This is a genomic window from Geothermobacter ehrlichii, assembly GCF_008124615.1.
Lineage (GTDB): Bacteria > Desulfobacterota > Desulfuromonadia > Desulfuromonadales > Geothermobacteraceae > Geothermobacter > Geothermobacter ehrlichii.
This window is the reverse complement of record NZ_VNIB01000005.1, coordinates 25,658-47,417: the sequence shown is the minus strand read 5'-3', so window position 1 is coordinate 47,417 and position 21,760 is coordinate 25,658. Positions and strand designations below refer to the sequence as shown.

The 21,760-nt window shown below is 63.1% G+C and carries 17 protein-coding genes and 2 tRNA genes; 10 read left to right on the top strand and 9 right to left on the bottom strand.

The window, feature by feature from the left end:
- The first annotated feature begins 240 nt into the window (after window positions 1–240).
- Together EDC39_RS06750 and EDC39_RS06745 are read left to right on the top strand one after the other, a co-directional pair.
- On the top strand, window positions 241–1,107 hold the full coding sequence (locus EDC39_RS06750) for an ethylbenzene dehydrogenase-related protein (RefSeq protein ID WP_148895626.1): 867 nt from the start codon (window positions 241–243) through the stop codon (window positions 1,105–1,107).
- Between the two features lie 10 nt (window positions 1,108–1,117).
- A complete protein-coding gene (locus tag EDC39_RS06745) occupies window positions 1,118–3,313 on the top strand; it encodes a methyl-accepting chemotaxis protein (RefSeq protein WP_148895625.1) in 2,196 nt (731 codons plus the stop codon).
- 14 nt (window positions 3,314–3,327) lie between these two features.
- On the opposite strand, the gene EDC39_RS06740 is transcribed toward EDC39_RS06745, so the two are convergent.
- From EDC39_RS06740 to EDC39_RS06705, 7 genes are all read right to left on the bottom strand, one after another.
- Window positions 3,328–4,245: a DUF3179 domain-containing protein gene (locus tag EDC39_RS06740; protein WP_263500088.1), complete on the bottom strand. Its 918-nt coding sequence runs from the start codon at window positions 4,243–4,245 to the stop codon at window positions 3,328–3,330.
- A complete protein-coding gene (amrS, locus tag EDC39_RS06730) occupies window positions 4,236–5,285 on the bottom strand; it encodes an AmmeMemoRadiSam system radical SAM enzyme (protein WP_148895622.1) in 1,050 nt (349 codons plus the stop codon). Before amrS ends, EDC39_RS06740 begins: the two co-directional genes overlap by 10 nt.
- A 408-nt stretch (window positions 5,286–5,693) precedes the next feature.
- Complete coding sequence (rodA, locus tag EDC39_RS06725) at window positions 5,694–6,791, bottom strand: rod shape-determining protein RodA (RefSeq protein WP_148895621.1); 1,098 nt, start codon at window positions 6,789–6,791, stop codon at window positions 5,694–5,696.
- A 2-nt stretch (window positions 6,792–6,793) separates the two neighbouring features.
- A complete protein-coding gene (gene mrdA / locus EDC39_RS06720; RefSeq protein WP_148895620.1) occupies window positions 6,794–8,665 on the bottom strand; it encodes a penicillin-binding protein 2 in 1,872 nt (623 codons plus the stop codon).
- Window positions 8,655–9,188 carry a rod shape-determining protein MreD gene (mreD, locus tag EDC39_RS06715; RefSeq protein ID WP_148895619.1) on the bottom strand — a complete coding sequence of 178 codons (534 nt, stop codon included), beginning with the start codon at window positions 9,186–9,188 and terminating at the stop codon, window positions 8,655–8,657. Before mreD ends, mrdA begins: the two co-directional genes overlap by 11 nt.
- On the bottom strand, window positions 9,185–10,003 hold the full coding sequence (mreC, locus tag EDC39_RS06710; protein WP_148895618.1) for a rod shape-determining protein MreC: 819 nt from the start codon (window positions 10,001–10,003) through the stop codon (window positions 9,185–9,187). The genes mreD and mreC overlap by 4 nt, the downstream gene beginning before the upstream one ends.
- A 94-nt stretch (window positions 10,004–10,097) precedes the next feature.
- Window positions 10,098–11,141 carry a rod shape-determining protein gene (locus EDC39_RS06705; RefSeq protein WP_148895617.1) on the bottom strand — a complete coding sequence of 348 codons (1,044 nt, stop codon included), beginning with the start codon at window positions 11,139–11,141 and terminating at the stop codon, window positions 10,098–10,100.
- Between the two features lie 189 nt (window positions 11,142–11,330).
- Between EDC39_RS06705 and EDC39_RS06700 the strand changes: the two genes are divergently transcribed.
- The 8 genes from EDC39_RS06700 to EDC39_RS06665 all read left to right on the top strand — a co-directional run bounded on the left by EDC39_RS06700 (window position 11,331) and on the right by EDC39_RS06665 (window position 18,810).
- Entirely contained in the window at window positions 11,331–13,271 is a 1,941-nt protein-coding gene (locus tag EDC39_RS06700) for a SurA N-terminal domain-containing protein (protein ID WP_148895616.1), read from the top strand.
- A gap of 10 nt (window positions 13,272–13,281) precedes the next feature.
- On the top strand, window positions 13,282–14,172 hold the full coding sequence (locus EDC39_RS06695) for a phosphoribosylaminoimidazolesuccinocarboxamide synthase (protein WP_148895615.1): 891 nt from the start codon (window positions 13,282–13,284) through the stop codon (window positions 14,170–14,172).
- Between the two features lie 17 nt (window positions 14,173–14,189).
- On the top strand, window positions 14,190–14,891 hold the full coding sequence (locus tag EDC39_RS06690; RefSeq protein ID WP_187426685.1) for a tetratricopeptide repeat protein: 702 nt from the start codon (window positions 14,190–14,192) through the stop codon (window positions 14,889–14,891).
- A 126-nt stretch (window positions 14,892–15,017) separates the two neighbouring features.
- Window positions 15,018–16,304, top strand: coding sequence for an NCS2 family permease (locus EDC39_RS06685; protein WP_148895613.1), 1,287 nt, complete (start codon window positions 15,018–15,020; stop codon window positions 16,302–16,304).
- A 59-nt stretch (window positions 16,305–16,363) separates the two neighbouring features.
- Window positions 16,364–16,439, top strand: a tRNA-Ala gene (locus EDC39_RS06680).
- Window positions 16,440–16,497: 58 nt separating this feature from the next.
- On the top strand, window positions 16,498–17,859 hold the full coding sequence (locus tag EDC39_RS06675; RefSeq protein ID WP_148895612.1) for an anthranilate synthase component I family protein: 1,362 nt from the start codon (window positions 16,498–16,500) through the stop codon (window positions 17,857–17,859).
- Complete coding sequence (locus tag EDC39_RS06670) at window positions 17,853–18,686, top strand: aminotransferase class IV (RefSeq protein ID WP_187426684.1); 834 nt, start codon at window positions 17,853–17,855, stop codon at window positions 18,684–18,686. Before EDC39_RS06675 ends, EDC39_RS06670 begins: the two co-directional genes overlap by 7 nt.
- A gap of 38 nt (window positions 18,687–18,724) precedes the next feature.
- A tRNA-Leu gene (locus EDC39_RS06665) sits at window positions 18,725–18,810 on the top strand.
- 476 nt (window positions 18,811–19,286) lie between these two features.
- Here EDC39_RS06665 and EDC39_RS06660 read toward each other — a convergent pair.
- Together EDC39_RS06660 and EDC39_RS06655 are read right to left on the bottom strand one after the other, a co-directional pair.
- The gene (locus EDC39_RS06660) at window positions 19,287–19,571 is read right to left on the bottom strand and encodes a YciI-like protein (protein WP_148895610.1); all 285 of its coding nucleotides are present in this window, start codon (window positions 19,569–19,571) and stop codon (window positions 19,287–19,289) included.
- 167 nt (window positions 19,572–19,738) lie between these two features.
- Window positions 19,739–21,349, bottom strand: a complete 1,611-nt coding sequence (locus EDC39_RS06655) for a delta-60 repeat domain-containing protein (protein WP_187426683.1) — start codon at window positions 21,347–21,349, stop codon at window positions 19,739–19,741.
- Window positions 21,350–21,760 lie beyond the last annotated feature (411 nt).

The following is a 21,760-nucleotide window of genomic DNA, read 5'->3' as shown; positions in this document are numbered from 1 at the left end:
CCTGGCCCGGTGGATTCAGCTCCGAGTCATTGTTCCTTGAAATAACAGGTATTTCGATTATTATCTGCATGCACCAGACACCGCCTTGCGGCTTTGCCCCGGCAACTGAAACGGCCCGTTTTTTGCTTGATCGAAGGAGATTCCAGCCGGTATTTGCTGCATCGTCTCGAACCGGCGTGCTCGTACCGATCAAGGAGTTTTTCACGCCGCTCACAGCAATTTTGTTCCAGGAGGTCCATCATGTTCCGTCAAGCCCTGCTTCTGCTCACCGGCAGCCTGCTGCTCTGCTCCCAAACCGCCCTGGCCGCGCAAACGGTCACCGCCGTCACGGTCGACACCGCACCGGTCGTGGACGGCCGGGCCGACGATCCGGCCTGGCGCGCCGCACCCGAGATCAAAATCCATGACCAGGTCGCGGATACCGACATCCGGCTGAAAAGCGTAACCTGCGGGGACATGATCTATTTCCTGGTCCGCTTCGCCGACGACCAGCCCAACGAGCTGCACAAGCCCTGGGTCTGGGACAGCGATCTCGAGGCCTACATGCTCGGTCCCCAGCGCGAGGACAGCTTCGTCTTCAAGTGGAACCTGGAAGACCACCCGGTCGACCTGTCCAACTTCTCCGATGACAACTACCGGGCGGACGTCTGGTACTGGAAGGCCAATCGCACCAATCCTGCCGGTTACGCCGACGACAAGCACCATGTCCTGTCGGTCAAGGCGGCCCCCAAGGCCAAGGCGATCACCAGCAAGTCCGGCACGCAGAAGTTCCTGCAACGGCTCGGCGACGAAGGAACCTCGACCACGAAAAAACGGATTCTGACCAGGTACGAGGGCGATATCCAGCCGCAGTACCAGATCCGCCAGCCGAACGGCAGCCGGGCCGACGTCAGGGCCAAGGGGATCTGGGCCGACGGCACCTGGACCATCGAATTCGCCCGCAAGCTGCAGACCGGTCATGCCGACGACGTCCAGTTCGACAAGGGCGGCAAGTACCTGTTCGGGGTTTCGATCTACGGTCTCTACGGCAAACCGGTCGACAAGAGCAAGCCGCACCTGTACGGCCAGGGGCGCATTTCCGAACCCCTGACCCTGGTCTTCAAGTAGGGGACGGCCCATGCGTTCCGGACTGTCACACCGGGCTATCCGCAACTTCGGTCTCGGCCTGCTCGTGATCATCATCATGGTGATGGTCGGCAGCGGCATCTACCAGGCCAGTACCATGGATCAGCGCCTGCAGACGCTGGAAACCTATCGCCAGCACCTGGAAAGCGCCGATGCCATCCTGACCGATTTTCTGGATATCCGCGGACAGATGACCTCGATGATCATCGAGGAACGGAGCGATCCAAAACTGCTGCTGACAGAAATCAAACAGCTGCAGGCGAAGATCGCCGAACTGCAGAAACAGCTTCCGGAAGACAAAAGCCGCAAACTGATCACCGACTTCGGCGAAAAGCTCGGCCGGTTCCGGGTCGCCGCCATCGCCTACCTGCAGGAGATGGCCCTGGGCACCAAGGGGGAAGGGATCCGGACCTGGGGCAACGTTCTGCTGCAGCTGGAGAAGGAAGCCCACCAGATCGGCGCCGAATTCAAGGCCTGGTTCCGGCAGCAGATCCGCGACCAGAACCGCATTATCCTGGCCAACGCCAACCGTAACCGGACCCTGGTCATCCTGTTCGGCGGCATCGGCGCCGTGGTCGCCGTGTTCATCGCCTTTCTGCTGCACAACGCCCTGGCCCGGCCGATCCGCGACCTGGTCCGTATCTCCGAAGCCGTGGCGGAAGGCGATCTCACCCGCGAAGTCAACCGTACCAGCGAGGACGAGCTCGGCCTGCTGGCGGATGCCATCGGCACCATGGTCGACAAGCTGCGCGGCACCGTCCGCAGTATCCAGCATTCGGCCCGGCAGGTCGGCAACACGGCCCGCGAACTCGATCGCTGCGCGACCCAGGTAAGCCAGGGAGCCGACGAACAGACCCGGGAAATCAGCACCGTCACTCACAAGGTCACGGAACTGGAAACCATCATCACCCAGATCAACGCCAAAGTCGTGAATCTCACCGATTCGCTCAACGAATCGAAGGTTTCCGCCGAAGAAATGGCCGCCAGCATCAAGGATGGCTCGCAACTTTCCGACCGGGTCGCCGAAGCGGTGCAGAGCATCTCCTCTTCCATGGCCCAGATGCACAGTCTCCTCGGCCAGAACCTGGAATTTCTGGATTACCTGGCCAGCTCGGCAGCACAGATGCGCAACACCGCCGAAGAACTGGCCGACAGCAGCGACCAGGTCGGCCGCCGCGCCGACGAATCTGCAATCCTGGCGGCCAGGGTCGCGGAAATGGCGGGCCAGGAGGGGTCCTGGGCTCTTGACCAGGTCGCCAGGGAAACCGCCCGGAACCGGGAAGAAATCATCAGCTACCGGTCCCTGATCCATTCTCTGGGGAAGAAATCGAGCAGCATTGGCGACATCCTCGCCATGATCCGCTCGGTCGCCGAGCGGACCAACCTCCTCGCCCTCAATGCCGCCATCATCGCCGCCCAGGCCGGGGAACACGGCCGCAGCTTCGCCGTGGTCGCCGACGAAATCCGCAATCTTTCCGAAACCACCACCGGGCAGATCAACCAGATCGAGCAGGTGATCGAGGGAGTCCAGAACGAACTCGGCACCGCCGTCAGCATGATCGAACGGGTCATCGAAGGCGCTGACGCGAGCATTTCCGCGGTCGATCAGGCCCGCCAGACCATCGCCGAAATCGTCGACAGTTCCGGGCAGGCCGGCCGGATGGCCCGGGAAATCGCGGAAGCCGCGGCCGCCCAGCGGTCCAGCAGCCAGAACATCCGCCTGGAAATCTCCCGCAACAGCGACCAGGTGCGGGAAATCAAGGAGATGATCGCCGAACAGAAAAAGGGCAGCGACCAGATCGTCGCCGCGACCGAAGAACTCAGGGAGATCGCCGAGTGGCTCAAGGCCGGCACCCGGGAACAGGCCGAAGGCAGCGCCATCATTTCCCGGACCCTGAACGAAACCTACGAGTTCTCGAGGGAGATCGCCTCCGCCATGGACCAGGAACGGGCCGCGAGCAAGGCGATGGTCGAATCGTTGCAGAGTATCTCCGACATTGCCAAAACCAACCTGAACGCCATGAAAACCCTCGGCAACAACGTCGACCAGTTGCGTGGTCTGGCCGACCAGCTGCTCCCCGAGGTCAGCCGCTTCCTGCTGCCGGAGGAAACGACCGACCAGAGAGCAAAAGAAGACCGCCCCGACAGATCGCAGGGGCCCGAAGCCCCCGTTTCCCAGCCGGCCTGAAAGCGCCGGCTCCGCTAGCGAGAAGGTTCTGCCGGAGGGGCGAAACGTTCCGTCCGGGGATGAAAAGCCTTCCAGACGAACCAGTAGGTTATCAGGTGCGGCAACGGCCGGCCATCCCGGTCGCGCACCTGCAGCTGGTCCGTGGCTCCATCGTAGTTCAGAGTCAGGGTTCCCGGCACCGACGTGTCGACCAGGCGGCCCCGCCGTTTGAGCCAGTCAAGCGGATAAGCGCGACTGACTCCCTCAAGCTCGATCCCGACCACCAGTTCCTTGTCCTCTTCTCCCGGACCGGCACTCAGAAAACCGAACAGGCCGCTGCGCCGGCGGTAGTAATCCTCGTAGGGATCCCGGCTGTAGTCCCGGTCGTAACCGGTCGCGGTAGTCAGAACCAGCGTCCCGGGGTGCTGACGGCGCCATTTGTCCCAACGGGTCAGGGTCGAAGGCAGGACTTCCAGACGGCTGCCCAGCCGCGGGCCGGTCACCGCCTCGCTGAGGATCTGCGACCAGAGCGATTCGCTCTGATGGTCGTACATCAGCACATTGCTTCGGTACAGCAGACCGGATACCCCGAAGGTCAGTTCCTCGGCTCCGATCCTGCGGGAGTACACGACCCCCGAATAGGCCAGCGGTCACCAGGAGACCAGGACCGGCAGGCCGCCGAATCGATCGTTGACCAGTTCATGCCAGGAAAGGATGCGGGTCGGATAGGCCTTGGCGACCCCGTTGAGTTCCACCCCCAGAACCAGATCGTCGGGGCGCATGAAGGGAACCTGGCCCGCGAGGGCGAATTGCGGTTCCAGCAGGGCCGGAATCCCGTCTCTGGGCGGTCCCCCGGAAAGAATTTCCTCGGTATTGATGCTCGACCGGGAAAGGTCCCAGGCCGCCAAGGCCAGGCCTGGCCAGAGCAGCAGCGCCAGCAGCATCAGGCGCATGACGTGCCCTTTTCTCCTCCCGGTCCGATATTGAAAAGCCCGGCCAGGCGGTTTCCGCACTGCCGACAGCAGCCGTTGTCGAGCCGCAGCGAAACCACCTGGAAACCACGCCGCTTGATAACCTTCCGGCCGCAACCGGCACAGTAGGTATGCCCTCCTTCGGGATCATGCACGTTGCCGGTATAGACATGCCGCAGACCGGCATCCAGGCCGAACTGGCGGGCACGGCACAGAATCTCGGGTGACGTCGGGGGCGCGTCGAGCAGCCGGTAGGTCGGATAGAAGGCGGTGACATGCCAGGGAACCTCGGGGCCGAGTTCATCGGCGATGAAGCCGGCGATGCCCTTCAGTTGCCCGTCATCGTCGTTGATCCCCGGAATGATCAGAGTGGTCACTTCGAGCCAGATGCCGAGCCGCCGGTAGTCGCGCATGGTCGCCAGCACACCGTCAAGGGAGGCCCCGGTCAGTTTCCGGTAGACATCGTCGCGAAAGCCCTTCAGGTCGATGTTGGCGGCATCCAGCCAGGGGGCGATCGCCTCCAGCGGCGCGGTTTCGATATAGCCGTTGCTGACGAAGATGTTGCGCAGGCCGGCCCGGCGGGCGAGAACGGCCGTGTCGAAAGCATACTCGTAATAAATGGTCGGTTCGGTGTAGGTGTAGGCGATGCTGCGGCAGCCGGCGGCCCTGGCGCGCCGCACCACCTCGGCGGGAGTCAGCCTTTCACCGGCGACCTGCCCCCGCTCACTCGGCCATTGCGAAATCTGGTAATTCTGGCAGTGCAGGCAGCGGAAATTGCAGCCGACGGTGGCGATGGAAAAACTCAGGGAGCCGGGTTCGACATGATAGAGGGGTTTTTTCTCGATCGGATCGACCGCCTCGGTAATGCTGCGGCCGTAAACACGGGTGTAGAGGGTGCCGTCGTGGTTTTCCCGCACGCCACACAGTCCGACCCGCCCCGGCGCAATGCGGCAGTGAAACCGGCAGAGCCGACAACGGACATCGCCGTTTTCGCCCTGTTCCCAGAACCGCGCTTCGTGCATGACCCACCTCCCCTGTTCGTTTTCTGTTCTCAGTATAACAGGACTCAGGAAACAAGAATCGAGAATCACGAATCGCGAAACGAAAGCCCCCTATGCCGCAGCCGGAGCGAGACGAAGAGGCAAGGGAAATGCGGGTGCCTTCACTCCGGCAGACTGTTTCGGCGGCCTTGAAAACTCAGCTGTCGCCTCGGGCATTCATGGCCTTTTTCCCGGAACAGTCCGCCTCCATTCAGTGGCTTCCACGCGAAGGGGAAACCCGGTCTTTCAATCTTTCCGGCAAAACCGTTCCAGGGCAGTCGAGAAGGACGCAGATATGCAAGGCTTGTGAAGGATGAGCAGGCGTAGCGGTTGCTACGTCGAGGATTTAAGACTGAGCGTAACGCGGCAGATGCGCCCTTATCGGCCGCCCTAGAAGACAAAGCGTCGCATGCTGACGTTGAGCAGCATCCCCACCCCCACCATCGTCGTCACCATGCTGGTGCCGCCATACGAAAAGAGCGGCAGCGGCACGCCGACCACCGGCAGCAGGCCGATAACCATACCGAGATTGACCACGATGTGCCAGAAGAGCATGGCGGTGACGCCGACGGCGAGATAGCTGCCGAAGCGGTCGGCGGCCCGCCGGGCGATGTAAAGCCCCCAGAGCACCAGCAGCAGATAGAGGCCGATGAGCAGCAGGCAGCCGGTAAAACCCCATTCCTCGGCGAAGACCGAAAAGGCGAAATCGGTGTGCCGCTCGGGCAGAAAGGAGAGCCGCGACTGGGTTCCCTGCATGAATCCCTTGCCGAAGAATTCACCGCTGCCGACGGCGATTTTCGACTGGATGATGTGATAGCCGGCGCCAAGGGGGTCGTGTTCGGGGTCGAGAAAGGTCATGATGCGCTGGCGCTGGTAGTCGTGCAGCAGATACCAGCCGCCCCAGCATCCGAGCATGCCGCTCAGGGTCAGAAAGAGCAGGGTCTGCCGCCGGATGCCGGCGACCAGGGCCATGCTCAGGCCGATAAAGAGGATCAGCAGGGCGGTGCCGAGATCGGGCTGCCTGGCGACCAGCAGCACCGGAATGCCGAGCAGCAGAAAGGGACCTCCCAGCTCCTTCAGGCTGAAACCGCCATAGGGGGCGTTCTCGCTGAAATAGCGGGCCAGGGCCATGATGATGACCAGCTTCATCACCTCGCTGGGCTGCAGGTTGAAAAAGCCGAGATCGATCCAGCGAGTGGCCCCCATGATCGTCTTGCCGATCACGAAGACGGCGACCAGCAGCAGGATGTTGGCGGCATAGAAGAAAAAGCTCAGGTGGATCAGCCGCCGGTAATCGAACAGGCAGAGCGCCAGCGCCAGCGTCACCCCGAACCCGAGCCAGGCGATCTGTCGCAGGTAGACGCCGCCGACCCGCGCTTCCCAGGCGCTGGTGGCGCTGTAGAGGTTGCCGATGCCGATGGCGGCGATCAGCAGCACCAGAATCAGCAGCAGCCAGTCGAAATGGGTCAGCAATCGCCGATCGAACATGCTCAGTCTCCGAGATAGCCGGGATTTTCCATCTCCTCGCCGTCGGCGAGATGGAAATAGCTGCGAAAGATCGCCCGGGCGATGGGAGCGGCAGCGGTCGATCCGTGGCGTCCGTGCTCGACCACCACCGCCACGGCGATCCGCGGCTCGTCCGCCGGCGCGTAGCCGACGAAGAGGGCATGATCCCGGAAACGCCAGGGGGTCCGGTCGCGATCTTTCTCCCGCTCTTCCTCCTCGTTCGACTTGCGTCGGACGACCTGCGAGGTTCCGGTCTTGCCGGCGACCTCGATCTGCCGCAGCCGGGTGGCCCAGCCGGTGCCGTGCGGCTCGTTGACCACCGCGACCAGTCCCCGGCGCACCGCCTGCAGCGCCCGCGCGCCAAGGTCAACCTGCCTGACAACGTCGGTTTCGCGCCTGAAGACCGCCTCGCCGTCCATGGTTTCGATCCGGTAGACCAGTTCCGGCCGCAACACCTTGCCGCCGTTGGCGATGGCCGCCGTCATCACCGCCAGCTGCACCGGCGTGGCCAGCACATAGCCCTGTCCGATGGCGGCGATGACCGTCTCGCCGTCGTACCAGCGCTGACCGAACCGCTTCCGTTTCCACTCACGCGTCGGAATCAGTCCGCGCTTCTCGCCGCTCAGTCCGATGCCGGTCGGCGCGCCGAGTCCGAGATCGAAAGCCATTTTCGACAGCCGGTCGATCCCCAGCTCGAGGGCCACCCTGTAGAACCAGACATCGCACGATTCACGCAACGCCTTTTTCAGGTCGGTCGGTCCATGCCCCTTCTTTTTCCAGCAGCGGAAGACCCGGTCGCCGAGCTCGATCTCCCCCTCGCAGTCGATGGTGGTCCCCGGCGTGGCGATGCCGGCCTGCAGGGCAGCCAGCGCGGTGACAATCTTGAAGGTCGAACCGGGGGGATAGAGGCCGCTGATCGCCTTGTTCTGCAGAGGCCGCCGCGGATCATCGACCAGCCGCTTCCATTCCTCGACCGAAATGCCGCGCGCGAACTGGGCAGGGTCGAAGGCAGGCCGGTTGACGAAGGCGAGCACCTCTCCCGTTCTGACATCGATGGCCACCGCCGCCCCCGATTCCTCGCCGAAGGCCTTCTCCGCCGCACGCTGCAGATCCCGGTCGATGGTCAGAAAGACCCGATGCCCGGGTTGCGGCTCCCTGGTCTGCAGAATGCGCATCCGCTTGCCGCGGACGTCAACTTCCAGCAGCCGCTCGCCGTCGATGCCGCGCAGGTAGGGTTCGAGCTCCTTTTCCAGCCCCCGCTTGCCGACGAAATCGCCGGGGCGATATCCCCTGTCCGCCAGAGAGTCCAGTTCTTTTTCGGTCACCTCGCCGACGTAACCGAACAGGTGGGCGGCCAGGTCGCCTTCCGGATAGGCGCGCACCGGATGAACCTCGACCAGCACCCCGGGCATTTCACCCGAATGTTCCTGGATCTGCTCCATGATGTCGCGCGACACGTCGTCAGCCAGGCGGACCGGACGGTAGGGAGGCAACCGCAACCCCTCGCGCCAACGGCGAAGCAGCTCCTCGACCGGCAGATGCAGATAGCCGGACAGATTCTCCAGCAGTTGTTGCGAATCGGTCACATCCTGCCGCAGAACCGAAATGGCGAAAGCGGGACGATTGTCGATCAGCATCCGTCCGTAGCGGTCGAGCACCGGCCCGCGCGAGGCCGGAATCGACAGGTAGCGGATGCGGTTCTTCTCCGAAAGCTGCCGGTAACGGTCGCCGCTGATGACCTGCAGATACCAGAGCCGGGCCAGCAGCAGAGAAAAGACCAGGAGCGCCGCCACCGCCAGGTAGAGCAGCCGCCTGGGATGTACCGGGTCGGCGTCCCAGCCGGTGTTAAGGCCCATATCTCTTCTCCAGCCGTTTCAGTCCGGGCAGGCCGCGCCCCGGAGCCAGCCGCAGCCGCAGCCGGGGTACCAGACGCAACATCCCCCAGGTTGCCAGCAGGTTCAGCACCAGTTGCGGAACGAAAGTGGGAAGGACTTCGAGCCAGAGTCCGGCGACATCGGCGAAGGGACCGAGAAAGACCAGCAGCCCCCCCTGTACCAGGGTTCCGCAGGCGACGAGAAAGTAGAGCAGCAGCTCGTTTTCGGCGTTGAAGTGACGGGATATCAGCAGCACCAGGTAGTAGACCGACAGCAGGATGGCGGCGTTCAGGCCGAGCTGCGCCCCCGCCAGGGCGTCGAGGCAGCTGCCAATGAAGAGCACCAGCAGTCCGCCGGTCACGGCATTTTCTGTCAGGCCGACATAGACCGTCAGCACCAGCAGCAGGTCGGGTTTGACCTGCCAGCCGGTCACTCCCGGCCAGAGCGCAGTCTCGACCAGGGCGAAAACCCCCGCCAGCAGCAGCAGACCGGCCACGCGCGTCATTTCGGCGGCTCCAGCAGAACGAGAACTTCTTCCAGGCGGGAGAAATCGACGCTCGGTTCGACCGCCACTCCCTGGAACAGGCCGTAATCGCCGCGGCTGATTTCGGAAACCATGCCGACCATCAGCCCCTTGGGGAAGATGCCGCCCATGCCCGAGGTGACGACCGGATCGCCGACGCTGATCTGGTCGTTGCGCAGGGCGAAATCGAGAACCAGCCGCTGGGCGCGGCCGCGACAGATGGCCCGGCTGCGGGTCGGCTGCACCAGCACGGCGACCGCCGAGGAGGCGTCGGTGACCAGCAGCACCCGCGAAGCGTGCGGCGCGACCTGGAAGGTGCGACCGACGATCCCCTCGGGCACCACCACCGGCAGCCCTTCGCGTACCCCGTCGCTGGCCCCCTTGTCGATCACCACGGTCCGGAACCAGCTCGAGGCATCCTCGCCGATCACCTGCGCCGGCAGCACCGGCCGCGTCACCTCCTGCCTCAAATCGAGCAGCCGTCGCAACCGTTCGTTGGCCAGCCGCACCTCGGCGAGATCGGCCAAAGCCGAGCGCAGGCGGCGGTTTTCCCGCCTCAACCGCTCGTTCTGTTCGGCGGTGTCGACCAGCCAGAGGTACCGGTTCCAGGTTTCGGCGACCGTTTCCACCGAAACATCGATCATCCGCTGAAACGGCGCCGTCAGTTGCAACAGGCCGCGATGAAAGAGGCTAAGGTTCTGTCGATGCCGCAACTGGTAGGAATAGAAGAGGAGCGAAGCCAGAAGGAGACTGCCGGCCAGCAGGTGTATCCGGTACTTGCGAAAGAAATCGAGCATAGACTCCGGCCCGTGACGACAGGAGGAATCGTCTCCCCCGGCTTGCCGGAGCGGTGCGGTGACGCGCCGGCAAACCGGACCGGGGACGGCGATATCAGGAGGTGACGGTCACCCGCCGCAACAGTTCGAGCTCGTCCAGCACCTTGCCCGAACCGAGCACCACGCAGGAAAGGGGATCTTCGGCCTGCACCACCGGCAGGCCGGTCTCCTGGTGCAGCAGCTTGTCGAGGTTGCGCAGGATGGCGCCGCCGCCGGCCAGGACGATCCCCTTGTCGACGATGTCGGCCGCCAATTCCGGCGGGGTGCGCTCCAGGGCGATGCGCACCGCCTCGACGATGGAGTTGATCGGCTCGGACATGGCGTCCCGCACCTCGCCTGCGCTGATGGTCATGGTCTTGGGAATGCCGCTGACCAGATCGCGGCCCTTGACCTCCATCCTCTTTTCATCGTCGTCGGGATAGGCACTGCCGATCTCGATCTTGATCTGCTCCGCCGTCCGTTCACCGATCAGCAGGTTGTACTTGCGCTTCATGTGCTGCACGATGGCCTCGTCCAGCTTGTCGCCGCCGACCCGCACGCTCTTGGCGTAGACGATGCCGGCCAGGGAGATCACCGCCACCTCGGTCGTGCCGCCGCCGATGTCGACGATCATGTTGCCCGAAGCCTCGGTGATGGGCAGACCGGCGCCGATGGCCGCGGCCATCGGCTCCTCGATCAGGTAGACTTCGCGCGCACCGGCCGATTCGGCCGACTCCCGGACCGCCCGCTTCTCCACCTGGGTGATGCCGGAAGGGACGCAGATGACGATCCGCGGCCGCACCAGGGTCTTGCGGTTGTGCACCTTGCGGATGAAATAGCGCAGCATCTCCTCGGTGATGTCGAAGTCGGCGATGACCCCGTCCTTCATCGGCCGGATGGCGATGATCGAACCCGGCGTGCGGCCGAGCATCTTCTTCGCCTCCATGCCGACGGCGAGAACCTTCTTCTGTCCCATCTGATCCTTCTGCACCGCCACCACGGACGGTTCGCTGACGACAATCCCCTGCCCCTTGAGATAGACCAGGGTGTTGGCGGTGCCGAGATCGATGGCCAGGTCGTTGGAAAACATGCCCCAGATGGCGTCGAACAACTTGAACATTGTGTGTGGTCTCCTTTGCTTTTGCGGTCGGTGACAAAGGGCCGCAAAATGACTGTTCACATTACCAAAATCCCCCCCCCATTTCAAGGACGAAAAGGGAACAAAGCTGTTGCATTTACCCCCCCGATTGACTAACATGCCAGCCTGCTTCAAAACCCGGCCCGAAGCCGTCAAGGAGAACATCCGACCATGCTCGACATCGTCCGCACCAAGCAGAAATCGCTTCTGATCAAGCTGGCCTTCGCCATCATCATTCTCAGCTTCGTCATCGGCTATGCCATGCTGACCTCGCCGAAGGGCAACGGCCGGGACGATGGTCCGGCGGCCGTAGTCAACGGCAGCGAAATCAGCATGGACGACTTCCGGCAGGCCTACGGCAATCTCTACCGCTTCTACCAGAACATCTACCAGGAGCGTTTCACCCCGGCGCTGGAAAAGCAGCTCAATCTCGAACAGCAGGCCTTCAACCAGCTGGTCGACCGGGCCCTGCTGCTGCAGGAGGCCGAGCGGCTCGACATCTCCGTTACCAAACAGGAAGTGGTCGACGCCATCGCCGCCATCCCGGCCTTCCAGGTCAACGGCGTCTTCAACAAGCAGCAGTACCTGCAGGTGCTCGGCTACCAGCGGCTGACACCGGACCAGTTCGAGGCGATGCAGCGTCAGGACCTGCTGGTGGAGAAGGTGCGCCGGCACCTGCGCGGCGAGGTCCAGGTGACTGACGCCGAGATCGAGGACGAGTACCGCCGGCAGAACGAAAAGGTCAACCTGGCGTTCGCCCGCTTCGCCCCCTCCCTGTTCGAAGACCGGGTCAAGATCGACCAGGCCGAACTCGAGGCCTTCTTCAAGGAAAGGATCGAGGATTTCCGTCTGCCGGAAAAGATCTCCCTGCGCTACATCGTCTTCGACCCGGCGGCCTACGAGAAGGATGTCGAGCTGAAGCAGGAGGCGATCGAAAAATACTACCGGCGGCACATGGACCTGTTCGACATTCCGGAACAGGTCCGCGCCAGCCACGTGCTGATCCGCGTCCCCAGGGACGCCGACGAAAAGACCCGCAAGGAGAAACGCAAACTGGCCGAGAAGGTACTTGAAGAAGCGAAGGCCGGCAAGGACTTCGCCGAACTCGCCCGCACCTACTCCGACGACAAGGCGAGCGTCGCCAAGGGCGGCGATCTGGGCTACTTCAAGCGGGGCACCATGGTCGCCCCCTTCGAAAAGGCCGCCTTCGCCCTGCAGCCGGGTGAGCTGAGCGACATCGTCGAATCCCCCTTCGGCTATCACGTGATCAAGGTAACCGGTTACATCGAAGCCGGCGTCAAGCCGCTGGAAGACGTCCTTGACGAGGTGAAGTCGGGGCTGCGCAAGGAGCTGGCGCGGCAGCTCGCCTTTGAAAAGGCGATGGACGCCTACAACATCAACCGCAAAAGCGGCGATCTGGACGCCGCCGCCAGGAGCAACGGTCTGAAGATCGAAGAGACGCCGCTGTTCACCCGCGAGCAGGCGATTCCGGGCTTCGGCCTGCAGCCCGACCTGGCCGGCACCGTCTTTTCGCTCGAGGCCGGCAAGCTGGCCCGGCCGGTCAACCTGTCTCGGGGCGTGGTACTGATGGCGCTGAAAGAGCGCCAGGAAAGCCGCCTGCCCGAACTGAAGGAGGTCCGTGAGGCGGTCGAAAAGGCTTTCCGCAAGGAGCACAGCGTCGAGCTGGCCAAAGCCGCCGCCGAAAAGGCCCTGGCCGCCGCCCGCAAGCAGGGCAGGCTCGCCGGCGCCATCGGCGACAAGCGCATCAAAATCGAGGAAACCGGCGATTTTGCCCGCAGCTTCGGCGATTTCGTCCCCCGCCTCGGACAGAACGCCGAACTGGCCAAGGCCGCCTTCGAGCTGACGCCGGAGGCCCCCGTCGCCGACCGGGTCTTCGAGGTCGGCGGCAAGTTCGTCATCGTCGCTCTCAAGGCGAAGTCCCCGGCCGACATGACCGCCCTCGACGAGGCCAAGAAGAAGGAGCTGCGGCAGGCCCTGACTTCCCGCAGGCAGGACGAGGCCCTGAAACGGAAACTGGACGAACTGCGCAAGGCCGCGGTGATCGATGTCAGCCCGGCCCTGGTGCAACGCTTCAACCTGAAAGAGGAATAAGGAACTCAAAATGAGCCAGGTTCTCATGCAGAGCAACTGCCCCGACCTCAAGCTGGTCAACCGGGGCAAGGTGCGCGACATCTACGATCTCGGCGAACACCTGCTGATCGTCACTTCCGACCGCATCAGCGCCTTCGACGTTATCATGGACCAGGGCATCCCGGACAAGGGACGGGTGCTGACCGCCATATCCGCCTTCTGGTTCGAACGGATGACCGACCTGGTGCCCAACCACATTGTCAGCACCGACTTCGACAGCTTTCCCGAGCAGGTCAAGGCCTACCGGGACCAGCTCGAAGGCCGCAGCATGCTGGTGCGCAAGGCCGAACCGCTGCCGGTCGAATGCATCGTCCGCGGCTACGTCTCCGGCTCCGGCTGGAAGGACTACCAGGCCACAGGCGCCATCTGCGGCATCCGCCTGCCTGAGGGTCTGCAGCAGAGCGACCGGCTGGCCGAACCGATCTTCACCCCCTCGACCAAGGCGGAGATCGGCGAGCACGACGAAAACATCCCCTTCTCCCGGGCCGTCGAGCTGTGCGGCGATCAGATCGCCAACCGCGTGCGCGACCTCTCCATCGAGATCTACAAGCGGGCCCGCGACTACGCCGACGGCAAGGGGCTGATCATCGCCGACACCAAGTTCGAATTCGGTCTGTGCGACGGCAAGCTGATCTGGATCGACGAGGCGCTGACTCCCGATTCCTCCCGCTTCTGGCCGAAGGACCAGTACCGTCCCGGCGGCCCGCAACCGAGCTTCGACAAGCAGTTTCTGCGCGACTATCTCGAAACCCTCGACTGGGGCAAGGTGGCCCCGCCGCCCCCGCTGCCGGACGAAATCGTCGAAAAGACAGCGGAAAAATACCGCGAGGCCCTCTTCCGCCTGACCGGCATCCGGCTCTGATGGCCAGAGGCGGCGACATGCGGCGCGCTGCAGGAACCGGACGCACCGTTCTTTTCGCCCTGCTCGGCCTGCTTCTGCTGACCGGCTGCGCCGGTGTCGCCGGTGTCGCCGTCACGCCGGACCCCGAACTCGGCCGGCGGCTCTTCCGCGAGGCGGAGCAGCTCTACGCCACCCGCAACTACCGACAGGCGGCCGACAGGCTGGCGCAGGCGGCTGTGTACCTGCCCGCCAACGCCGATCTGATCCTGCGCCGCGGCGAGGTCGAGGAGTATCTCGGCAACTTCGCCAACGCCGCCCGCATCTACCGTCAGGGCCTGCAGCAGACCGGCGAGCGGCTGAACGAAATCCGCTACCACCTGGCCCGACTCGAACTGCGGGTGCTGAAACACCCACAAAAGGCCAGGGAGCTCTTCCGGCAGATTCCCAACTGGGACTGGCACTACGACGACCTGCGGGCTCTCTTCCTGCTGCTCGAAAAGAAGGATCCGCGCGGTGCGCTGCAGAACCTGAACTGGATTCCCTACCGCCTGAAAAATGCGCCGGAAAGCGCCTTCGTGCACTTTCACATCGCCCTGGCCTACGCCGAGCTTGGTCAAATCGACAAGGCGACCGAGCGGCTGCTGCTGGCCATCGACCGCAACAGCCACAAGGGACTGAGCCGCCAGATCGAACGTTTCTGGAACAGGATTCAGAACGCCCCCCTCCCGCCGGCGCGCTAGCCCCGTCGGCAAACGTTCCAGACACAAATTCAGACCTTGCTCCCCCCTCCCCCCATCTGCTAAGATTCGCGCCGCCAATCGCCCGTTCTGCCCGACCAAAAGACCGAGCCATCAAAGGAGCCTGTCATGTTGGAGCGTTTTTTCGAACTGCAGCAGCGGAACACCGACGTCCGCACCGAAATCATCGCCGGCGTCACCACCTTTCTCACCGCGGCCTACATCATTTTCGTCAACCCGGCCATCCTCAGCCAGACCGGCATGGACAAGGGAGCGCTGACCACCGTCACCTGCCTGGTCGCCGGCATCGCCACCCTGCTGATGGCCCTGTGGGCCAACGCGCCGCTGATGATGGCCCCGGGCATGGGGCTGAACGCCTTTTTCACCTATTCGCTGGTCATCGGCCAGAAGGTGCCCTGGCAGACCGCCCTGGGCGTAGTCTTCATCTCCGGCGCCCTCTTTCTGGTGCTGACCTGGTTCGGGCTGCGGGAGAAGCTGGCCAAGGCGATCCCCAACACACTGCGCCTCGCCGCCAGCGTCGGCATCGGCCTGTTCATCGCCTTCATCGGCCTGCAGAACCTGGGACTGATCGTCAAGAACGACGCCGTGCTGGTGCAGCTCGGCGACTTCACCAAACCAGCCCTGTTCGGACTGGCCGGTCTGCTGCTGATGCTGGTGCTGGAAATCCGCCGCATCAAGGGCTCGATCCTGATCGCCATCCTGGTCACCGCCCTGGCGGGCATGATCGCCGGTCTGACTCCCTTTCCCGACGGCCTGGTGACCCTGCCCCCCTCGCCGGGGCCGATCGCCTTCAAGCTCGACATCGCCGGTGCCTTCAAGCTGGCCCTGTGGGCGAACATCCTCTCCTTCATGTTCGTCGACCTGTTCGACAGCCTCGGCACACTCCTCGCCGTCTGCCGCGAAGCGGGCCTGACCGACGAGAAGGGCGAGGTGCACAACCTGTCGCGCATGCTACAGGCCGACGCCGTCGCCACCGTCGGCGGGGCGCTGCTCGGTACCAGCACCACTACCACCTACATCGAGTCGGCCAGCGGCGTGTCCGAAGGCGGCCGCACCGGCCTGACCAGCGTCGTCACCGCCGTGCTCTTTCTGCTCGCCGCCCTCTTCACCCCGGTGATCGGCGCCGTGCCGGCCTACGCCACCGCGCCGGCCCTGATCCTGGTCGGCATCTTCATGATGCGCGGCATCGGCCAGCTCGACTTCTACGATTTCGAGGAGGCGGCGCCCGCCTTCCTCACCTTCATCCTGATGCCGCTGACCTACAGCATCGCCACCGGCCTGGCCTTCGGATTCATCAGCTACGTGCTGCTGAAAATCCTCACCGGCAAGCTGGCGCAGTGCGATCCGCTGCTCATCGGCGCCGCCGTTTTTTCCCTGGTCAGCTTCTGTCTGTAAAGGATAAAAAAAAGCATTGACAGGGCAATTCCGCTCTGTTATAAACACCTTCGCTTCACGGGGCTATAGCTCAGCTGGGAGAGCGCTTGAATGGCATTCAAGAGGTCGGCGGTTCGATCCCGCCTAGCTCCACCAAGCCAAACAGAGGGGTTAATCCGAAAGGGTTAACCCCTTTTCTGTTATCCGGATTCCGATGACCGTTCGTACCCTGACCCGACCCCTCGACAGTTTCGATCCACTGGCCGCCTGGCTGCACCTGGGCGCGGCGCCGCCCGGCTTCTGCGAAAGCGCCATGACCGACGTCCGCATCGGCCGCTACAGCATCCTGCCCCTGCGCACCACCGCCTGCTACCGGCTCGACGGCGACGGCCTGCGGCTGAGCGAAAACGGCACGACCACCGCCCTGCCCGGCCCGGTCTGGCGACACCTGGCCAGGCGGCTGGAACAGGCGGCGATCAGTGAGGCCACCAGCGTCTTTCCCGGCGGTTTCTTCGGACTGTTCGCCTACGACCTGGCCGGACAGATCGAAGAGCTGCCGCGTCGGGCCAGGCGCGATCTGCCAGTGCCCGAACTGCTCCTCTACTGGGTCGACCAGACGGCGGTCTACGATCACCACACCCGGCAGCTGCACATCGCCAGCCTCGACCCGAACACCGACCTGGAGGCCCTGGCCGAAACGGTGATCGCCGCCGCGAGGCGGCCACTGCCGGTCGCCGCGCCGAAGGTGACCGCGCCGCGGCCGGTGATGCCGGCCGGGCGGTTTCGCACCATGGTCGCCCGCTGCAAGGAATACATCGCCGCCGGCGACATCTACCAGGCCAACCTCTCCTGCCGCTTCGACAGCCGCATCGAAGGCCCGTCCTGGCCCCTCTACCGGGAGCTGCGCCGGATCAACCCTTCTCCCTTCGCCTGCCTGCTGCACACCCCGCAGCTCGACCTCGTCTCCGCCTCGCCGGAGCGTCTGGTGATGCTGCACGGCGAGCAGGCGGAAACCCGGCCCATCGCCGGCACCCGGCCGCGCGGCTACACGCCGCCGGAGGACGACCGGCTCGGCCGCGAACTGCTGGGCCATCCCAAGGAGCGGGCCGAGCACATCATGCTGGTCGACCTGGAGCGCAACGACCTGGGCAAGGTCTGCCGCGTCGGCAGCGTCGAGGTCGACGAGCTGATGGTGCTGGAACGCTACTCCCACGTCACCCACATCGTCTCCAACGTGCGCGGCCGCCTGCGTCCCGACCGCGGGCCCTTCGACCTGGTGCGGGCGATGTTTCCCGGCGGCACCATCACCGGCGTGCCGAAGAAGCGCTGCATGGAGATCATCGACGAGCTCGAGCCGGTCGGCCGCGGCAGCTACACCGGCAGCGTCGGCTACCTTTCGGTCACCGGCCGCCTCGACCTGAACATCCTGATCCGCGGCTTCCAGCGCCTGGGGAATCACCTCAGCTACCAGACCGGCGCCGGCATTGTCGCCGATTCGGACTCGGAGCGGGAATGGCAGGAATGCCTCGGCAAGGGGCGTGCCCTCAACCTCGTCCTGGAGAGATTCGCATGCTGAGCGTCTGCCTGGGCCGCCTGAGCGAAGGAGCGCCGCAGGTCGACGCCGACCAGGCGGCCCTGCTCTACGGCGACAGCCTGTTCGAAACCATCCGCGCCCGCGGCCGCGAGCTGTTCTGGCTCGACGACCACCTCGACCGCATCGAAAGCGGCTGCCGGCAAAGCGGCATTCCCTTCGACCGCCGGCAGGCCGAAGACGACCTCGCCCGGCTGGCATCCGCCCTTCCCTGGCCCGACGCCCGCGTGCGGCTCACCGCCGGCAGCGGCCCTCTCGGGTCCGACCTGCAACCGCAGGGCGGCCTGCAGTTCGCCAGCGCCGTCCCCTACACGCCGCCGACACCCGTCGACATCCGTCGTGGCGTCGCCTGCGTCTTTGCACCCAACCGCCGGGTCAACAGCGTATCCGACCTGCCGCAGATGAAGCGGGGCAACTACGCCGACTGCCTGTACGCCCGCCGGCACGCCATCGCCAACGGCGCCTTCGAGGCAGTCTTCGTCGAACCGGACGGAGAGCTGCTGGAAGGGAGCATCAGCAACATCTTTCTGCTGCTCGACGGCGTTCTGCTCACCCCGCCCGCCGGCACCCTGGTGCTGCCCGGAATCGCCCGCGCCCGGGTGCTGCAAGCTGCCCGGCAACTCGGCCTGCCGACGCTGGAGCAACCGCTGTACCGCGATCTGCTGCCACAGGCCCGGGAGGTCTTTCTGACCAACAGCATGTTCGGCCTGCTGCCGGTGACGAAAATCGACGCCCTCAAACTGCCCGCCGGCCCCGTCGCCCGCAAGATTCGCCAGGCTCTCGGCCCGCCCTTCGCTGACACGCAGGCTTGACCACCGCCGGACGACTCACTATAATTCCTTTCGCTTTTGCCGAAGTGGTGGAATTGGTAGACACGTCGGTCTCAAAAACCGATGCCCTCAGGGCGTGCCGGTTCGAATCCGGCCTTCGGTACCACAACCAGACAGGGCCCTTGGCCCAGAAGAAAACCCGCCGGAAGGCGGGTTTTCTTGTTTTCACCCAGGCGGCGGGCACTGAATCCCGAATGTGCTACAGCGAACCCACCATGTCCATCCAGCCCTTGGTCAGCCCGCAGTGAGTGCACAACAACCTCGGCATCCCGCCGTGACCATCGTCGGAAACGCTTGGGAGCAGAATGCCTACAGCCGCGCCCACGTCACCGTGGCCGTTACCTTTCCCTGCCCCCCCACCTGAAACATTTCGACACCCAGAGCAACAAAACACCACTGGAAGGGGGTTGAGGCTGTAGAGAGGCAGGAAGATCTGGTGATGGCCACCTATCTGTGACGGGGGGAGGCTGTGTCAGGGACACTGGCTCAATATACCCCGCAAGAATGGTTCAGAATAACTGTCGGCAATGCGCAGTTCGTGGGAATTCCTGGAGCCTGTGATCTTCGCCTGGCGCCGGGCACTTACAGGGCGGCGGTACCGACGACGACCGTCCATTCCCTGATCCGCCAGCCCGTCACGATCCCGTGAGCGACATAGGGATCCCTGCGAACGAACTCCTCGACCCGGTCACGAGCCTCCACCCTGAACACCAGGGCGGCACCGTCTACCGGATCAGCATAGGCTCCACCCAGTACGAGTTCTCCCCTGTCAAGAAATTCCCGCGCCAGGGCAAGGTGCTCCTCGCGGTAGGGGGCCCGCCGCTCGACGACATTTTCGACGTAATCGTAAAAGAGCAGGAAATACATGATGGTCTCCTGAATGAAGGGAATTACCCGGATATCTGCCTTACCGGGAGCGACTGCCTTGTCATTGTACAATCGAGTTTTTCTCAAATTTAGAAATTTTTCAGGGATGCTTGACCAAGACCGGGTAGAAGGTGAACGATCCCAAGAGGCTTACCTCTCCTTCTTTCCTACGGAATCACCCGCCAGACGACCATGTCACTACTGACAACTCCGCGGCTGTACCCTGTTACAAGCAATTTGCCGTCCGCATCGATCGTTAAAGCCCACCCCACATCATCAATGCCCCCTGCATCGAATGCCGCATCGTATACCATAACTCCGCCTGTGCCAAAAGTCACATCAGGGGTACCGTCCGGATTGAAGCGCCAAACCGCCATGTCCGGGCCAGAAGTGCGGCCTATGGCCCCGACGACCACGATCCTGCCATTGGCGTCGACAAGGAGGCCATTGCCTATGTCCCCCCATAAACTGGCATCCGGGCCGGCAAAAACAACCTTCCCGGCATTGCCGAAAGTCATATCGGGGGAACCGTCACCATTAAAAGCCCAGAGAACCATGTCACCGTCATGACCGTTCATGCTCCAGCCCGTGACAAGAATCCTGCCGGTCAAATCGAGGGCACAGCCCAGCCCTGCATCATTATCGTTTCCCCCGGCAGCATTGTCATCGACAACTACGCCGGAGTTGCCGAAGCTGGCATCAAGACTCCCATCGGCATTGAACCGCCACAAGGCCATATCGTTGTTACTGCCATTGTCGACATACCCTGTCACCAGAATTTTGCCGTCAGCATCTTCAGCAATCGCCACACCCTGATCACCCCAAAGGTTTCCGCCAGCATGATCATAGACAACAACACCCCCATTGCCAAAGGTCAGATCGGGAGTACCATCCTCACGAAACCTCCAGACAACCAGGTCCCGGTCAGAGCCGTTGTCACTGGCACCCGCAACCAGGATACGGCCACTGGAATCGATCATGCCTGCATATCCTGCATCGTCCCTGTTCCCGCCGGCGGCATTGTCGGAAATCACGATCCCACCATTGCCAAAAGAGGCGTCGAGGACACCGTTGGCGTTGTAACGCCACAGGGCTAGGTCCAGATTCCCGGCAAAATTGCGACGGGTTCCCATGATCACAATCCTGCCGTTTGCATCAACCGTCACCGATACCCCTCTGTTGACGGTATTCGCAGTTTCGCCGAGGTCTGTCACCACGCCACCTGAACCAAAGGAGGAATCAAGGGAACCGTCAGGGTTGTAGCGCCAGGCCAGCATATCCTCGGTCAACGTATGGGATTCATAGCTCGCCCCCGTAACCAGGATTCTGCCGGTGGTATCGGTTGTAATGGCACACCCCCAGTCATCCCAATAGCTGAGGGTCTGAGTGGGGTTGTCGTAGACCACCACACCGGCCGTACCGAAGGTAGGATCGGGTGTACCCGAATCGTAGCAATGCACCTCGATATCAGCCACATCCGCGTCGGATATCGTTCGGGAGCCGTTCGTCACGTAACAGCTCTGTGAAGGAGGTTGCGTGGCTATGGTCACGCTACAGGTGGAGCCGATGGCTTGGGGAGAGGCAAAGGTGAATGTACCGTCCGCGGTTATGGTTAGAGAGTCTTTGCCGTTGTTCTGCAATACCAGGGTGCCGTCAAGCCCCGTCACCGTGCCGCCAACGGTGAAAGTGGGGACCCCTCCTCCGGAACCACAGCCTGTCGGCAGGATGCCAAGTGCAACGATCAGCAGTCCAGACAGTATCGTCCTGGCGTATTTCATTCCCCCTCCTCCATGTGCGTCATTCTGCAAGCGCAAAAAAGCCTGCACTTCGTGGCAAGGCATACCCCAATTCATTTGACAGATAAAATAGTGACGTTTGCAACGGGGAGATGTCAACTGGCTTCCTGCAACAGCCGTTCAGCCTGGAAAATTCAAATTTTAAAAGTAACTCCGCCTCCCGACCTTTAAGAGAAAACCACGTGAATACCGAAAAACAATGATCTATGGCGAAAATTGACTCCTTGTTGGATAGTCCTTGTTATCAGTCCATTCTTTCGATAGCTTGTTGGAGTATCGGATTCAGGAACCAGGTATGCAATCCGGGAACCCACCAAGAACCGGTTTGCTCGACCAATGAACAGAATACGCATCGTTCCAGTACAGACAGCCGGTGAAATCGTGGAAATCCGC